The organism is Streptomyces sp. NPDC031111 (assembly GCF_055570675.1).
The window spans coordinates 516,171-531,042 of the sequence record NZ_JBVIGS010000001.1; the positions used below are offsets into that span (position 1 = coordinate 516,171).

The 14,872-nt window shown below is 69.6% G+C and carries 13 protein-coding genes and 2 tRNA genes; 13 read left to right on the plus strand and 2 right to left on the minus strand.

Annotated features, from left to right (window positions below; all coding sequences use genetic code 11):
- Positions 1 to 74: 74 nt before the first annotated feature.
- On the plus strand, positions 75 to 269 hold the full coding sequence (locus ACZ470_RS02295; protein WP_006133597.1) for a hypothetical protein: 195 nt from the start codon (positions 75 to 77) through the stop codon (positions 267 to 269).
- Positions 270 to 471: 202 nt separating this feature from the next.
- Positions 472 to 903 carry a hypothetical protein gene (locus ACZ470_RS02300; protein ID WP_468423620.1) on the plus strand — a complete coding sequence of 144 codons (432 nt, stop codon included), beginning with the start codon at positions 472 to 474 and terminating at the stop codon, positions 901 to 903.
- 57 nt (positions 904 to 960) lie between these two features.
- Here ACZ470_RS02300 and ACZ470_RS02305 read toward each other — a convergent pair.
- Positions 961 to 1,031, minus strand: a tRNA-Gly gene (locus ACZ470_RS02305).
- A 164-nt stretch (positions 1,032 to 1,195) separates the two neighbouring features.
- Here ACZ470_RS02305 and ACZ470_RS02310 point away from each other — a divergent pair.
- From ACZ470_RS02310 to clpX, 5 genes are all read left to right on the plus strand, one after another.
- Positions 1,196 to 1,272, plus strand: a tRNA-Pro gene (locus ACZ470_RS02310).
- A 164-nt stretch (positions 1,273 to 1,436) separates the two neighbouring features.
- Entirely contained in the window at positions 1,437 to 2,828 is a 1,392-nt protein-coding gene (gene tig, locus ACZ470_RS02315; RefSeq protein WP_468423622.1) for a trigger factor, read from the plus strand.
- 390 nt (positions 2,829 to 3,218) lie between these two features.
- A complete protein-coding gene (locus ACZ470_RS02320) occupies positions 3,219 to 3,824 on the plus strand; it encodes an ATP-dependent Clp protease proteolytic subunit (protein WP_081239159.1) in 606 nt (201 codons plus the stop codon).
- A gap of 49 nt (positions 3,825 to 3,873) precedes the next feature.
- Complete coding sequence (locus ACZ470_RS02325) at positions 3,874 to 4,587, plus strand: ATP-dependent Clp protease proteolytic subunit (RefSeq protein ID WP_468423624.1); 714 nt, start codon at positions 3,874 to 3,876, stop codon at positions 4,585 to 4,587.
- A 181-nt stretch (positions 4,588 to 4,768) separates the two neighbouring features.
- A complete protein-coding gene (gene clpX / locus ACZ470_RS02330; RefSeq protein ID WP_381221854.1) occupies positions 4,769 to 6,055 on the plus strand; it encodes an ATP-dependent Clp protease ATP-binding subunit ClpX in 1,287 nt (428 codons plus the stop codon).
- Positions 6,056 to 6,119: 64 nt separating this feature from the next.
- Here clpX and ACZ470_RS02335 read toward each other — a convergent pair whose 3' ends face one another.
- Positions 6,120 to 7,094 (minus strand): hypothetical protein, encoded by a 975-nt coding sequence (locus tag ACZ470_RS02335; RefSeq protein WP_468423626.1) that lies wholly within the window; start codon positions 7,092 to 7,094, stop codon positions 6,120 to 6,122.
- A 137-nt stretch (positions 7,095 to 7,231) separates the two neighbouring features.
- On the opposite strand from ACZ470_RS02335, the gene ACZ470_RS02340 reads away from it, so the two are divergent.
- The 6 genes from ACZ470_RS02340 to ACZ470_RS02365 all read left to right on the plus strand — a co-directional run bounded on the left by ACZ470_RS02340 (position 7,232) and on the right by ACZ470_RS02365 (position 14,785).
- Complete coding sequence (locus ACZ470_RS02340) at positions 7,232 to 9,856, plus strand: valine--tRNA ligase (RefSeq protein ID WP_468423628.1); 2,625 nt, start codon at positions 7,232 to 7,234, stop codon at positions 9,854 to 9,856.
- A gap of 147 nt (positions 9,857 to 10,003) precedes the next feature.
- Positions 10,004 to 11,059 carry an acyltransferase family protein gene (locus ACZ470_RS02345; protein WP_468423630.1) on the plus strand — a complete coding sequence of 352 codons (1,056 nt, stop codon included), beginning with the start codon at positions 10,004 to 10,006 and terminating at the stop codon, positions 11,057 to 11,059.
- 55 nt (positions 11,060 to 11,114) lie between these two features.
- The gene (gene folC, locus ACZ470_RS02350) at positions 11,115 to 12,626 is read left to right on the plus strand and encodes a bifunctional tetrahydrofolate synthase/dihydrofolate synthase (protein ID WP_468423632.1); all 1,512 of its coding nucleotides are present in this window, start codon (positions 11,115 to 11,117) and stop codon (positions 12,624 to 12,626) included.
- Between the two features lie 6 nt (positions 12,627 to 12,632).
- Positions 12,633 to 12,983, plus strand: coding sequence for a DUF4233 domain-containing protein (locus ACZ470_RS02355; protein ID WP_468423634.1), 351 nt, complete (start codon positions 12,633 to 12,635; stop codon positions 12,981 to 12,983).
- 63 nt (positions 12,984 to 13,046) lie between these two features.
- Positions 13,047 to 13,460, plus strand: a complete 414-nt coding sequence (gene ndk, locus ACZ470_RS02360; protein ID WP_142195371.1) for a nucleoside-diphosphate kinase — start codon at positions 13,047 to 13,049, stop codon at positions 13,458 to 13,460.
- A 305-nt stretch (positions 13,461 to 13,765) separates the two neighbouring features.
- Positions 13,766 to 14,785 (plus strand): rod shape-determining protein, encoded by a 1,020-nt coding sequence (locus tag ACZ470_RS02365; RefSeq protein ID WP_004001297.1) that lies wholly within the window; start codon positions 13,766 to 13,768, stop codon positions 14,783 to 14,785.
- Positions 14,786 to 14,872 lie beyond the last annotated feature (87 nt).

Below are 14,872 nucleotides of genomic sequence, written 5' to 3' on the forward strand. Positions count from 1 at the left end.
ATGGTTCTGGCGGGGTGCGCGGGGTCGCGTCGCCCGGGCCGGGGAAGCGGAACCGACCGAGGGTGTGATCAGTTGTGGCCATTTCACTGTCCGTGGTGCTGCTGTTGGCGATCATCCTGGTGGTGCTGCTGAGAGGTGGCTCCATCAAGGCCGGCCCGGCGATCGTCGCCGTCCTCTTCGGCTTCTTCCTCGCCTCCACCGGCATGGCCGACGACATCCAGCGCTTCCTGGACTCGATAGCCGAGATGATCAACTCAATCAGCTTCTGACCCCGCCCCGCCCCGCGCGGCACTCGTCCATGAGAACGGCCAGGGCCACAACCCGAACGGACGTGGTCGCGTCGCGTGCCCCGTGATCGTGCCGGAGCCTGAAGGCGTGACCGATCGCAGGGCCGGGCGAGTCCGTACGAGACGATCACGCCTGGTGTGGGCCGGCGCCGCCCTGATGGCTGTGGGTGTGACTCTGCTGGCTGTGGTTCTCATCAGCGGTCTGACATCGTCGAACGATTCGACGCGGCCGTCTCCCACGCCGCCCACCAGCGAGGAACCCCCGCCGCCGACTCCTCCGCCGACCACCGGCGAGGAACCCCCGCCGCCGACTCCCGCGCCGACCGGTGAGGCGACGGAGGACTCGCCTCCCGCCGCTTCCTCTCCCGACACCACCGGCCACGAGACCGACTCGGCGCCGCCACAACCACCGTCCGCTCCCGCGGCGGCGACCGTCACGGTCACGGCGACACAGACGGTCCTGTCCGGGGGCGGCGGCGGAGGGTCGGGGCTCGACGTCCCCGGCACCATCACCGCGGTCGCGGGGCTGCTCACCGCCGGAGTCGGGGCGGCCTCCTTCCTCGCGGGAAAGAAGAGGGAGGCACCTTCTTCGGCCGACGGGTCCGCGCCCCGGTGAAGCGATCAGGGCCGGGTCGGAGGAGAGATCCTCCGACCCGGCCCTGAGCCGTCACAGAGCGGGCGACGGGAATCGAACCCGCGTAGCTAGTTTGGAAGACTAGGGCTCTACCATTGAGCTACGCCCGCACAGCGCGCGCCGCGAGTCGGTGACCGCGGCACTGACAGGCATCGTAGCGGGTCGCACGCCCTCGCCGCACACCCGTTTCCGGGCCGTCGCCGGCGCCGCACCGCGCCCGGGAAATGCGGAGGCCGTTCCGCGTGGGTGCATGTACCCTACGTCTCGCACCAGACGGGGTGTGGCGCAGCTTGGTAGCGCGTCCGCTTTGGGAGCGGAAGGCCGTGGGTTCAAATCCCGCCACCCCGACCAGCCACCTGATCACGCACCGGTGATCGCCTTTTGGGTGCCGTAGCCGCTGCCGTTACTATGCAAGCTGCACGCCCGTGTGTCTCTGAAGTCCTCCGGGCGGCGAATCGGCCGGACCGTTCTGGTCCCGGCAGAACCCGAGAAGTCAGCCACAAGGAGACCGAACCGTGAAGAGCGCCGTGGAGACCCTGAACCCGACCCGGGTTCGGCTCACTGTCGAGGTGCCCTTCGAGGAGCTCAAGGACAGCCTCGACGCGGCGTACAAGAAGATCAACCAGCAGGTCACGGTGAAGGGCTTCCGCAAGGGCAAGGTCCCGGCCCGGGTCATCGACCAGCGGTTCGGCCGCGGTGCGGTCCTGGAGGAGGCGGTCAACGACGCCCTCCCGAAGTTCTACACCGACGCCGTCAACGAGGCGGAGCTGAGCCCCCTCGGCCAGCCCGAGGTCGACATCACCGAGCTGAAGGACGGCGAGACGCTGAACTTCACCGCCGAGGTCGACATCCGCCCCGCCATCGAGATCCCGGACTACTCCGGCATCGAGGTCGAGGTCGACGCGGTCGAGGTCACCGACGAGGACGTCGAGAAGTCGGTCGAGCAGCTCCGTGAGCGCTTCGCCTCCACCTCCCCGGTAGAGCGCGCCGCCGAGGACGGCGACGTCGTCACCATCGACCTCCAGGCCAAGGTCGACGGCGAGGTCCTCGAGGACGGCGTCGCCGACGGCGTCTCGTACACCATCGGCTCCGGCGAGCTGCTCGACGGCATCGACGACGCCGTGAAGGGCCTGGAGGCCGGTGGCGAGGCCACCTTCACCTCCGAGCTCAAGGGCGGCTCGGCGGCCGGCAAGGAGGCCGAGGTCACCGTCAAGGTCTCCCAGGTCGCCGCCCGTGAGCTGCCGGAGCTCGACGACGAGTTCGCCCAGCTCGCGTCCGAGTTCGACACCCTCGAGGAGCTGAAGGCGGACAGCCGCAAGCGCCTGGAGAACATGAAGCAGTACGACCAGGCCACGCAGGCCCAGGAGCGCGTCCTGGAGAAGCTGCTCGAGCTGGTCGAGGTCCCGGTCCCCGAGAAGCTGCTCGAGGACGAGATCAACACCCGCAAGCACAACCTCGAGCACCACCAGCTCGGCCAGATGGGCCTGGACCTCGCGAAGTACCTGGAGATCCAGGGCAAGACCGAGGAGGAGTTCGAGACCGAGACCCGCGAGGCCGCGGTCAAGGGCATCAAGACCCAGTTCGTGCTCGACGAGCTCGTCAAGCAGGAGAAGCTCAACGTCAACCAGGAGGAGCTCACCGAGCACCTCATGCGGCGCGCGGCCTCCTCCGGCATGTCCCCCGACCAGTTCGCCCAGGCCGTCGTCGAGCAGGGCCAGGTCCCGCTCCTCGTCGGCGAGGTCGCCCGCGGCAAGGCCCTGGCCGTCGTGGTCGAGAAGGCCACGGTCAAGGACACCAACGGCGAGATCGTCGACCTCGAGGACGAGGAGGAGGACGAGGCCGCCGAGTCGGCCGAGGCCGCCACCGAGTCGGCCGAGCCGGCCGCCGAGGAGAAGACCGAGGGCTGACCCTCGCGTCACCTCTGACGAGCGTGAAACGGGCCCCGGGTACTTTGTGACCCGGGGCCCGTCGTCCACCCTCCGGGGCGCGGGGCAGTGTCCATATGCGGCTCCGCCGCGGGGCGCGACCAGCCCTCCACCGGGCCGCCGTCGCCCGCGGGCTCGCGGCCCCCGCCGGGAAGGCGAACGGCGCTCCCCGCGGAGCACACCGCGAAGTACACCCCTCTACGCCCCCGGCGAACACCCCCGTTACCGGGATTCCCCGGCGGAGCCACCGCGTTAGGGTCCATGAATACGGGGCCGGAGAACCACCCGGCAAACCGCCGGAGGCCCCCGCAGGGAAACGTGAGACGGCCCGGCGCCGTCGTAAGACGAGCAGGTGGATACGTGACGAATCTGATGCCCTCCGCCGCCGGCGAGCCTTCCATCGGTGGTGGCCTCGGCGACCAGGTCTACAACCGGCTGCTCAACGAGCGGATCATCTTCCTCGGCCAGCCGGTCGACGACGACATCGCGAACAAGATCACCGCGCAGCTGCTGCTCCTTGCCTCCGACCCGGACAAGGACATCTACCTGTACATCAACAGCCCCGGCGGCTCCATCACGGCCGGCATGGCGATCTACGACACCATGCAGTACATCAAGAACGACGTGGTGACGATCGCCATGGGCCTGGCGGCCTCCATGGGCCAGTTCCTGCTGAGCGCCGGCACCCCCGGCAAGCGCTTCGCGCTGCCCAACGCCGAGATCCTGATCCACCAGCCGTCCGCCGGTCTCGCCGGCTCGGCCTCGGACATCAAGATCCACGCCGAGCGGCTGCTGCACACCAAGAAGCGCATGGCCGAGCTGACGTCCCAGCACACCGGCCAGACGGTCGAGCAGATCACCCGCGACTCCGACCGTGACCGCTGGTTCGACGCCTTCGAGGCCAAGGAGTACGGCCTCATCGACGACGTGATCGCCACGGCCGCCGGCATGCCGGGCGGCGGCGGCACCGGGGCCTGACCGCCCCAGCAGCCCCAGCCGACCGCCTCAGCCCCTTTCAGGAGACACCGTGAACACCTTCCCCGGCAGCGGCCTGTACGACCGCATGCAGGCCACGCAGGACATGCGCGCCGCCGCCTCCGAGGGCCGCTACACCGGTCCCTCGGCCGAGTCCCGCTACGTCATCCCGCGCTTCGTCGAGCGCACCTCCCAGGGCATCCGCGAGTACGACCCGTACGCGAAGCTCTTCGAGGAGCGCGTGATCTTCCTCGGCGTCCAGATCGACGACGCCTCCGCCAACGACGTCATGGCGCAGCTGCTGTGCCTGGAGTCGATGGACCCCGACCGGGACATCTCGGTCTACATCAACAGCCCCGGTGGCTCCTTCACCGCGCTCACGGCGATCTACGACACGATGCAGTACGTCAAGCCGGACATCCAGACGGTGTGCATGGGCCAGGCGGCCTCCGCCGCCGCCGTCCTGCTGGCCGCCGGCACCCCCGGCAAGCGCATGGCGCTGCCGAACGCGCGCGTGCTGATCCACCAGCCGTACAGCGAGACCGGCCGCGGTCAGGTCTCCGACCTGGAGATCGCCGCCAACGAGATCCTCCGGATGCGTACGCAGCTGGAGGAGATGCTGGCCAAGCACTCCACCCGGCCGCTCGACAAGATCCGCGAGGACATCGAGCGCGACAAGATCCTCACGGCCGAGGACGCGCTGGAGTACGGCCTGATCGACCAGATCATCACCACCCGGAAGATGGACAACTCCAGCCTGCGCTGACGCGGGGCGGGGGTGTAACGTCTGCCGCCCCTTGGCACGGTTTGGCACGGTCCACGTCAAAGTGAACCGTGCCAAGGGGGGCCCGAACGGGGGGCTCGGCAAGGTACCGTCGGACATAAGGCAGCACCAGGAGCCGCCGGACGTTGACGTCCGCGTCTCCCAGGCGAAGGGGAAGCACACCGTGGCACGCATCGGTGACGGCGGCGATCTGCTCAAGTGCTCGTTCTGCGGCAAGAGCCAGAAGCAGGTCAAGAAGCTCATCGCAGGGCCCGGTGTGTACATCTGCGACGAGTGCATCGATCTCTGCAACGAGATCATCGAGGAAGAGCTCGCCGAGACCAGTGAGGTCCGCTGGGAGGAGCTGCCCAAGCCCCGCGAGATCTACGAGTTCCTCGAGGGGTACGTGGTGGGGCAGGAGGCGGCCAAGAAGGCCCTCTCCGTCGCCGTGTACAACCACTACAAGCGCGTCCAGGCCGGCGAGAACGGCGGCGCCCAGGGCCGTGACGACGCCATCGAGCTGGCGAAGTCCAACATCCTCCTGCTGGGCCCCACGGGCTCCGGCAAGACCCTGCTGGCGCAGACCCTCGCCCGCATGCTGAACGTCCCCTTCGCGATCGCCGACGCCACGGCGCTCACGGAGGCGGGATACGTCGGCGAGGACGTCGAGAACATCCTGCTGAAGCTGATCCAGGCGGCCGACTACGACGTCAAGAAGGCCGAGACCGGGATCATCTACATCGACGAGATCGACAAGGTCGCCCGCAAGAGTGAAAACCCGTCGATCACCCGCGATGTCAGCGGCGAGGGCGTACAGCAGGCCCTGCTGAAGATCCTGGAGGGCACCACGGCCTCCGTCCCGCCGCAGGGCGGCCGCAAACACCCGCACCAGGAGTTCATCCAGATCGACACGACGAACGTGCTGTTCATCGTGGGCGGCGCCTTCGCCGGACTGGAGAAGATCATCGAGGGCCGGGCCGGCGCCAAGGGCATCGGCTTCGGCGCGACGATCCGCTCCAAGCGGGAGATGGAGTCCAAGGACCAGTTCGAGGAGGTCATGCCGGAGGACCTGGTCAAGTTCGGCATGATCCCCGAGTTCATCGGCCGCCTCCCGGTCATCACCAGCGTCCACAACCTGGACCGCGAGGCCCTCCTCCAGATCCTGGTCGAGCCCCGTAACGCGCTGGTGAAGCAGTACCAGCGCCTCTTCGAACTCGACGGTGTGGAGCTGGACTTCGAGCGCGAGGCCCTGGAGGCCATCGCCGACCAGGCCATCCTCCGCCAGACCGGCGCCCGCGGCCTGCGCGCCATCATGGAGGAAGTCCTCCAGGGCGTGATGTACGAGGTCCCGTCCCGCAAGGACGTGGCCCGCGTGGTCATCACGGCCGACGTGGTCCTCTCCAACGTCAACCCCACCCTGATCCCCCGCGACGCCCGCGGCCGCGGCTCCGGGGAGCAGAAGACGGCGTGACCGCCGCGTGTGACAACGCCGAAGGGGCCCCGGTCGACCGGGGCCCCTTCGGCGTTCGTACCGATCAGGCCTTGACGCGGATCTCCTCGCGGAGCTTGGTGGTGAGGTCCACCGCGGTGTCCTTGCCGACGCCCGTGCCGTTGTTGTCGCCGGGCGAGACCATGGCGACCGTGCTGTAGTCGGCCCAGGCGCAGAACCAGTCGGTCGACTCCTTCTTGGTCAGCGCGTTGGTGCTCTTGGTCGACTGGCACTTGGCGACCGCGCCGTCGATCTCGACCTCCTCGGGCTCACCGATCAGTTCGGCGTTCTGCATGCCGCCGGTGTCGCTGGTCGAGCTCTCCTTGACTTCCTTCTGGATGTTGGCGAAGAACTTGTCCAGCGTTGCCTGGGGGTCGGCGACCTCGCCGTAACCGCCCACCATCGTCATGCCCTTGGCGGTCAGCAGCTCGGACTGGTCCGGGATCGAGGTCGGATCCTGGGGGTCGTAGTTGCTGAAGTCCGCGGTCGACCACTGTCCGACGACGGCCGTACCGTTCTTGACGCCGCTCTTCTCCATGTCCTTCGCGGTGTCGGCGTCGCTGTTCTGGTTGCCGTCGCCGACCCGCTTGTACTCGCCGACCACCGTCTCCGGCGTCGACAGCTTGTGCGCCCCGTCGTCCTCCAGGCCGCCGCCCGCGCCGCCGCCCCCGCCGATGACGAAGTACGCGCCCACGCCGATGGCCGCGACGACCGCCACCGCGCCGATGATGATGCCGGCCTTCTTGCCGCCGCCGCCCGAGGCGGGGGGCTGGGGCGGCATGCCGTACTGCGGCTGGCCGTAGGGGGGCTGCTGGCCGTACGGGGGCTGCTGCGGCGGGACGCCGGGCTGGCCGGGCTGCTGCGGGTAGCCGTAGCCGGGCTGACCGGGCGGCGGAGCCTGCTGGGGGTAGCCGTAGCCGGGCTGCGGAGCCTGCGGCTGCTGGCCGTAAGGACCCGGCTGGCCGTACGGCCCGGGCTGCTGAGGCTGCCCGCCGTACGGGCCCGGCTGGTTGTAACTCATGACTGGGTTCCCCTCCAGATGCTTATGTGCCGCTCACATCCTGACCCAGGAGGGACACGTTCAGGCCAGCGGGGGTCGCACCGTTACAAACGAAACGAGTTTCGGGACAGGCCCGTGACGCCTCTAAACTGAGCCCCGTGACCGAGAACGCTCAGCAGCAGCCACCAGCGCCCATCACCGAACTGCCGACCCAGTACGCGCCGGCCGATGTAGAGGGGCCGCTGTACGAGCGCTGGGTAGAGCGCGGTTACTTCGAGGCGGACGAGAAGAGCGAGAAGCCGCCCTACACCATCGTCATCCCGCCGCCGAACGTCACCGGCAGCCTGCACCTCGGGCACGCCTTCGAGCACACGCTCATCGACGCCCTGACCCGCCGCAAGCGCATGCAGGGCTTCGAGACGCTCTGGCAGCCCGGCATGGACCACGCCGGCATCGCCACGCAGAACGTCGTCGAGCGGGAGCTCGCCAAGGAGGGCAAGTCCCGCCACGACCTGGGCCGTGAGGCGTTCGTCGAGCGGGTCTGGCGGTGGAAGGGCGAGTCCGGCGGGCAGATCTCCGGGCAGATGCGCCGCCTCGGCGACGGCGTCGCCTGGACGCGCGAGCGCTTCACCATGGACGAGGGCCTGTCCCAGGCCGTCCAGACCATCTTCAAGCGGCTCTACGACGACGAGCTGATCTACCGCGCCGAGCGCATCATCAACTGGTGCCCCCGCTGCCTGACCGCGATCTCCGACATCGAGGTCGAGTACCAGGACGACGACGGCGAGCTCGTCTCCATGAAGTATGGCGACGGGGACGACACCATCGTCGTCGCCACCACCCGCGCGGAGACCATGCTCGGTGACACGGCCGTCGCCGTTCACCCCGAGGACGAGCGCTACCGGCACCTCATCGGCAAGCTGGTCAAGCTGCCGCTGACCGACCGTTCCATCCCGGTCGTCGCGGACGAGCACGTCGACCCCGAGTTCGGCACCGGCGCCGTCAAGGTGACGCCCGCGCACGACCCGAACGACTTCGAGATCGGCCAGCGTCACGACCTGCCGTCCATCGCCGTGATGGACGAGCACGCCGTCATCACCGCGCACGGCCCGTTCCAGGGCCTGGACCGGCTCGAGGCACGCTCCGCCATCGTCGCCGCGCTGCGCGCCGAGGGCCGGATCGTCGCCGAGAAGCGGCCGTACGTCCACAGCGTCGGCCACTGCTCGCGCTGCAAGACCACCATCGAGCCGCGGCTGTCCATGCAGTGGTGGGTCAAGGTCGGTCCGCTGGCGAAGGCGGCCGGTGACGCGGTCCGGGACGGCCGGGTCAAGATCCACCCGCAGGAGATGGAGAAGCGCTACTTCGACTGGGTCGACAACCTCCACGACTGGTGCATCTCGCGGCAGTTGTGGTGGGGCCACCGCATCCCGGTCTGGTACGGGCCGAACGGCGAGGTCGTCTGCGTCGGTCCGGACGACGAGGCGCCGAGCGGCGAGGGCTGGCACCAGGACACCGACGTCCTCGACACCTGGTTCTCCTCCGGCCTGTGGCCGTTCTCCACGCTCGGCTGGCCCGAGCGGACGGAGTCGCTGGCGAAGTTCTACCCGAACTCCGTCCTGGTCACCGGCTACGACATCCTCTTCTTCTGGGTCGCCCGGATGATGATGTTCGGCCTGTACGCGATGGACGGCACCCCGCCGTTCCACACCATCGCCCTGCACGGCATGGTCCGCGACCAGTTCGGCAAGAAGATGTCGAAGTCCTTCGGCAACGCGGTCAACCCGCTGGACTGGATGGACAAGTACGGCAGCGACGCGCTGAGGTTCACGCTCGCCCGTGGCGCCAACCCCGGTGTCGACGTGCCGATCGGCGAGGACTGGGTCCAGGGCTCGCGCAACTTCGCCAACAAGATCTGGAACGCGACCCGCTTCGCGCTGATGAACGGCGCGACGGTCGAGGGTCCGCTGCCGGACGCGTCGAGGATGTCGCCGACCGACCGCTGGATCCTGTCCCGGCTGAACTCGGTGGTCGCCGAAGTCGACGCGTACTACGACGACTTCCAGTTCGCGAAGCTGTCGGACGCGCTGTTCCACTTCGCCTGGGACGAGGTCTTCGACTGGTACGTCGAGCTGTCCAAGACGACGTTCCAGGCGGGCGGGGAGCCGGCCGAGGTCAGCAAGCGCGTCCTCGGTGAGGTCCTCGACGTCACGCTCAGGCTCCTCCACCCGGTCGTCCCGTTCGTCACGGAGACGCTGTGGACGACGCTGACGGGCGGCGAGTCGGTCGTCGTCGCGCAGTGGCCGTCCGACAGCGGCTTCCGGGACGCGGACGCCGAGCGGGAGATCGAGACGCTTCAGTCGGTGATCACCGAGGTCCGCCGCTTCCGCGCCGACCAGGGTCTCCAGCCCGGCCAGCGCGTCCCGGCCCGGCTGACCCTCGACGGCTCGGCGCTGGCCCCGCACGAGCCGGCCATCCGCCAGCTGCTGCGCCTCCAGCCGGAGGGCGACTCCTTCACCGCGACGGCGACCCTGCCGGTCGCGGGTGTCGAGGTCGCGCTGGACCTCTCCGGTGTGATCGACGTCGCCGCCGAGCGCAAGCGGCTCGCCAAGGACCTCGCCGCCGCCGAGAAGGAGAAGGCGCAGGCGACGGCGAAGCTCGGCAACGAGGCGTTCCTGGCGAAGGCCCCGGACCACGTGGTGGACAAGATCCGTACGCGGCTGGCGAAGGCGGACGAGGACATCACCCGTATCAAGTCCCAGCTGGACCGCCTGCCCGGCGCCTGACGGCCGGCCCGGACAGTCACGGCCCCCGACCGCTCCGGTCGGGGGCCGTTCACGTCGTCGTGGGTGTCGCGTAACCCGCCCGGGGGACTCTGCGGCTTCGCCCGCCGCCAGGCCGAACAGGCCGCCGCCGTCAGGAGCACCCCCACGATGCCCCGAACCGCGACCCCCACCGCCGCGCTGCCCGCCGAACCCACCGCGCGGGACAGACCCGGCCGCCCGGACCGGCGGTACGACATCGACCTGCTGCGCGTCGTCTGCACCGCCGCCGTCGTGCTGGTGCACGCCTCCGCCGAGTTCCTCGACGCCGGACACCGTACGACCGGCGTCCTCGGTGACTCGGCCGGCCGGTTCGCCGTGCCCGTCTTCTTCGCGATGGCCGGCTGGGCGGCGCTCGTCGGCTCGCCGGTGCGCGGCGAGGCCCAGCTGCTCACCCGGCTCGGACGGATCCTGCGTCCCATGGCCGTGTGGACGGCGGTCTACCTCCTCTGGCAGTACGTGTCCGGGCCGCCCCTGGACGGCGGAGTCGGGGCGGAGGCGTTCCGGGCCCTCTTCGGGTCCGTGGAGGCGGCCTTCCACCTCTGGTACCTCTACACCTACGTGCCGCTCCTGCTGCTCCTCGGTGTCGCCGTGCTCGTGCTGCGGCAGCGCGCGATGCCCCGCTGGTCGCTGCTGCTGCTCGCCGTGTTCGCCGTGGCGCCGACGGTCGTCGGGGACGGGCGGACCCTCACCGGGCTGCCGCTGCCCGACTGGAGCTGGAGCGTGTCGCTGTCCACGCTGGGCTACGCGGTGGCGGGCGCCGCCCTGCTCGGCGCCCGGCGGCTCGGCCCGCGCCCGCTGTGGTTCGCGGGTGCGGCGGTCGCGCTGGTCGCGCTCACCCTGTACCAGCTCACGGTGCGGCACCCCGCCGCGTACGGGAGCGCGGCGGTGGCCGCGCTGACCTTCGCCGTGCTCGGCGCGGTGGGCCGGGTGCGGGTGCCGGAGGGGGCGCGGGCGTTGCTGGGACGGCTGTCGGACGCGTCGTTCGGGACGTACCTGGTGCATCTGCTGTTTGTGATGCTGCTGGTCAGGCCGGTCGCGCAGGGGCTGCCGGACGGGTTCCCGGCGCCCGTGGCGCTCGCCGTGACGGCGGTGGCCGCCGCCGTGCTGTCCTTCGCCGCGAGCGTTCTGTGGGGCCGTCCGGGGCTGCGCCGATGGCTCGGCTGAGGCGGGAGTCGGGGCCTGCCCGGAGCGGTCCTGTGCGCTCCGTAGACTGGGTACCGTGAGCGAGCGCCCAGATTCAGCAGGTCCCGACCCGGACGACGGCTTCGACGAGATCATCGCCGCCGAGACCGACCGCGACCCCGACCTCGCGGTGATCGAGGCCGGCAGCCGCACCCTGCGCACCCAGGGCGGCGCGCCGCAGGCGGACGTGCCCGCGCGCCCCGAGGACCCGGAGGTCGACCAGGCCCTGCGCGAGGTGGAGGCGGAGCTCGCCACCCGCTGGGGCGAGACCAAGCTGGAGCCCTCGGTCGCCCGCATCGCCGCGCTGATGGACGTGCTGGGCGAGCCGCAGCGCTCGTACCCGTCGATCCACATCACCGGTACCAACGGCAAGACCTCCACCGCGCGCATGATCGAGGCCCTGCTGGGCGCCTTCGAGCTGCGCACCGGTCGCTACACCTCGCCGCACGTCCAGTCGATCACCGAGCGGATCAGTCTGGACGGGGCCCCGGTCTCCGCCGAGCGGTTCATCGAGACGTACCGGGACATCGCGCCGTACGTCGAGATGGTCGACTCCCAGCAGGAGTACCGGCTGTCCTTCTTCGAGGTGCTCACCGGCATGGCGTACGCCGCCTTCGCCGATGCGCCCGTGGACGTGGCCGTCGTCGAGGTCGGGATGGGCGGCAGCTGGGACGCCACCAATGTGATCGACGCCGGTGTCGCCGTGGTGACGCCCATCGATCTCGACCACACCGACCGGCTCGGCGCCACGCCCGCCGAGATCGCCGTCGAGAAGGCCGGCATCGTCAAGCGGGACGCGACGGTGATCATGGCGCAGCAGCCGGTGGACGCCGCCCAGGTGCTGCTGAAGAAGGCCGTGGAGGTCGACGCGACGGTGGCCCGCGAGGGGCTCGAGTTCGGTGTCGTCGCCCGGCAGGTCGCGGTCGGCGGTCAGCTGGTGACGCTGCGCGGACTCGGCGGGGAGTACCCCGAGGTGTATCTGCCGCTGCACGGTGAGCACCAGGCGCACAACGCGGCGGTGGCGCTCGCCGCCGTGGAGGCGTTCTTCGGCGTCGGCGCGCAGCGCCCCGAGCAGCTGGACATCGACACCGTGCGCAAGGCCTTCGCCGCCGTCGCCTCCCCGGGCCGGCTGGAGGTCGTACGGCGTTCGCCGACCGTCGTCCTGGACGCCGCCCACAATCCCGCGGGCGGGCGGGCGGCGGCCGCGGCGATCGGGGAGGCGTTCCAGTTCAGCCGGCTCATCGGTGTGGTGGGCGCGAGCGGTGACAAGAACGTGCGCGGGCTGCTGGAGGCGTTCGAGCCGGTGTTCGCCGAGGTCGTCGTCACGCAGAACTCCAGCCATCGCGCGATGGACGCCGACGAGCTGGCGGCGATCGCCGTCGAGGTGTTCGGCGAGGACCGCGTGCAGGTCGAACCGCGGCTGCCCGACGCGCTGGAGGCCGCGATCACGCTGGCCGAGGAGGAGGGCGAGTTCGCCGGCGGCGGTGTGCTCGTCACCGGTTCCGTCATCACCGTCGGCGAGGCCCGACTGCTCCTGGGGAGGGGCTGAGATCCCGTGCGTACGCTCTGCGCTTCGACCCTGATCGGCGAGTTCTTCATCATCGGTTTCGCCGGGCTGGTCGCGATGAAGGAACCGGACCTGTCCACCGGGACGGTGTGGACGGTCTGCGGCATTGCGATGTTCCTGTCCGTCGCCCTGTGCGGGGTGATCACGCGGCCCGGCGGGGTGGCTCTCGGCTGGGCGCTTCAGCTCGCCCTGATCGCCTCCGGTGTCTTCGTGCCGATGATGTTCTTCATGGGAGCGATCTTCGCGCTGCTGTGGTGGGCGTCGGTGCACTTCGGGCGAAAGGTGGACGAAGCGAAGGCCCGTTTCGCCGCGCAGGCCGAGCAGCCTGACGCTGCGTGACAGCCGTCCCGACACGCCCGGTAACCTCGTGCCCCCGCACAACTTCACGCAAGGAGCTCCGTCGTGACCCAGCGCACCCTCGTCCTCCTCAAGCCCGACGCGGTCCGTCGCGGCCTGACCGGCGAGATCATCAGCCGCATCGAGCGCAAGGCCGGCTGGCAGATCACCGCGCTGGAGCTGCGCACCCTGGACCAGGACACGCTGGAGCAGCACTACGGCGAGCACAAGGGCAAGCCGTTCTACGAGCCGCTGGTGGAGTTCATGGCGTCCGGGCCGGTCGTGGCGATGATCGTCGAGGGTGAGCGGGTCATCGAGGGGCTGCGCCAACTGGCCGGTCCCACCGACCCGATCGCCGCCGCCCCGGGTTCGATCCGCGGCGACTTCGGGGTGATCGTCCGGGAGAACCTGATCCACGCCTCCGACTCCGAGGAGTCCGCCGAGCGCGAGGTGAAGATCTTCTTCCCGGGCCGCGCGTAACCTCGCGCATAACGATCACATCGCGGCGGCGGCCGGCGCCTTTGGCCGCCTGTCGGACGGTCTGGGGGCTTTGCCCCCGGACCTTTTTTGGCATATGCGCGGCGTTCGGGGGAACGGATGCCCCCGTTGGCCCGTCTCCAGAAGCAGCGGGGCGCGCCATCTGATGACAATGGCGAAGACCCTCGCACGGTGTTCGCGAAGGCGCGTCTACGATGGAAGCCTTCACGTCACCGCACCCACCTCGCCAACCTGAAAAGCCCTCAAAAGCTCGTGGGAAGGCCAGTCGAATCCTGATGGGGAACTCAATGTCGTTCATCGGCCGTGACATGGCTGTCGACCTCGGGACCGCCAACACGCTGGTGTACGTCAGGGGTCGTGGGATCGTACTCAACGAGCCGTCCGTCGTCGCGATCAACACCAACACCGGTGGCATCCTCGCGGTCGGTGCCGAAGCGAAGAAGATGATCGGGCGCACGCCCGGCAACATCGTTGCCGTGCGTCCGCTGAAGGACGGCGTGATCGCCGACTTCGAGATCACCGAGCGGATGCTCCGCTACTTCATCCTGAAGATCCACAAGCGGCGGTATCTGGCTCGTCCGCGGGTCGTCGTCTGTGTGCCCTCGGGCATCACCGGAGTCGAGCGCCGCGCCGTCATCGAGGCGTCGTCCCAGGCCGGCGCCCGCCAGGTGCACATCATCGAGGAGCCCATGGCCGCCGCCATCGGCTCCGGACTGCCGGTCCACGAGGCCACGGGCAACATGGTGGTGGACATCGGCGGCGGCACCACGGAGGTCGCGGTCATCTCCCTCGGCGGCATCGTCACCGCCCAGTCCATCCGGGTCGCGGGCGACGAGCTGGACAACGCGATCATCCAGCACATCAAGAAGGAGTACTCCCTCCTGCTGGGTGAGCGGACGGCCGAACAGATCAAGATCACGATCGGTTCGGCGTACGACCTCGATTCCGACGAGCACACCGAAATCCGCGGCCGGGACCTCGTGTCCGGACTGCCGAAGACCGTGGTGATCTCCGCCGCCGAAGTCCGCAAGGCGATCGAGGAACCCGTCAACGCCATCGTGGACGCCGTCAAGACGACCCTCGACAAGTGCCCGCCGGAGCTGTCCGGCGACATCATGGACCGAGGAATCGTTCTGACCGGCGGCGGGGCCCTGCTGCGCGGCCTCGACGAGCGGCTGCGCCGGGAGACGGGCATGCCGATCCACATCGCCGAGGACCCGCTGGACAGCGTGGCGCTCGGCTCCGGAAAGTGCGTCGAGGAGTTCGAGGCGCTCCAGCAGGTGCTGGACGCCCAGCCGCGCAGATGACACAACTCTTCGATTCCGCCGTACGGGACGATCTCCTTCCGTACGGCGGATCGTTGATATGGAGGCGTTGACTCCCCCCTGACGCCT

Excerpts from the sequence above, each read along its gene's own strand:
- ACZ470_RS02335 (WP_468423626.1), bottom strand. The coding sequence starts at position 7,094 with ATGAGTTACAACCAGCCGGGCCCGTACGGCGGGCAGCCTCAGCAGCCC.
- ACZ470_RS02345 (WP_468423630.1), top strand. The coding sequence starts at position 10,004 with ATGCCCCGAACCGCGACCCCCACCGCCGCGCTGCCCGCCGAACCCACC.
- ACZ470_RS02365 (WP_004001297.1), top strand. The coding sequence starts at position 13,766 with ATGTCGTTCATCGGCCGTGACATGGCTGTCGACCTCGGGACCGCCAAC.
- ACZ470_RS02320 (WP_081239159.1), top strand. The coding sequence starts at position 3,219 with ATGCCCTCCGCCGCCGGCGAGCCTTCCATCGGTGGTGGCCTCGGCGAC.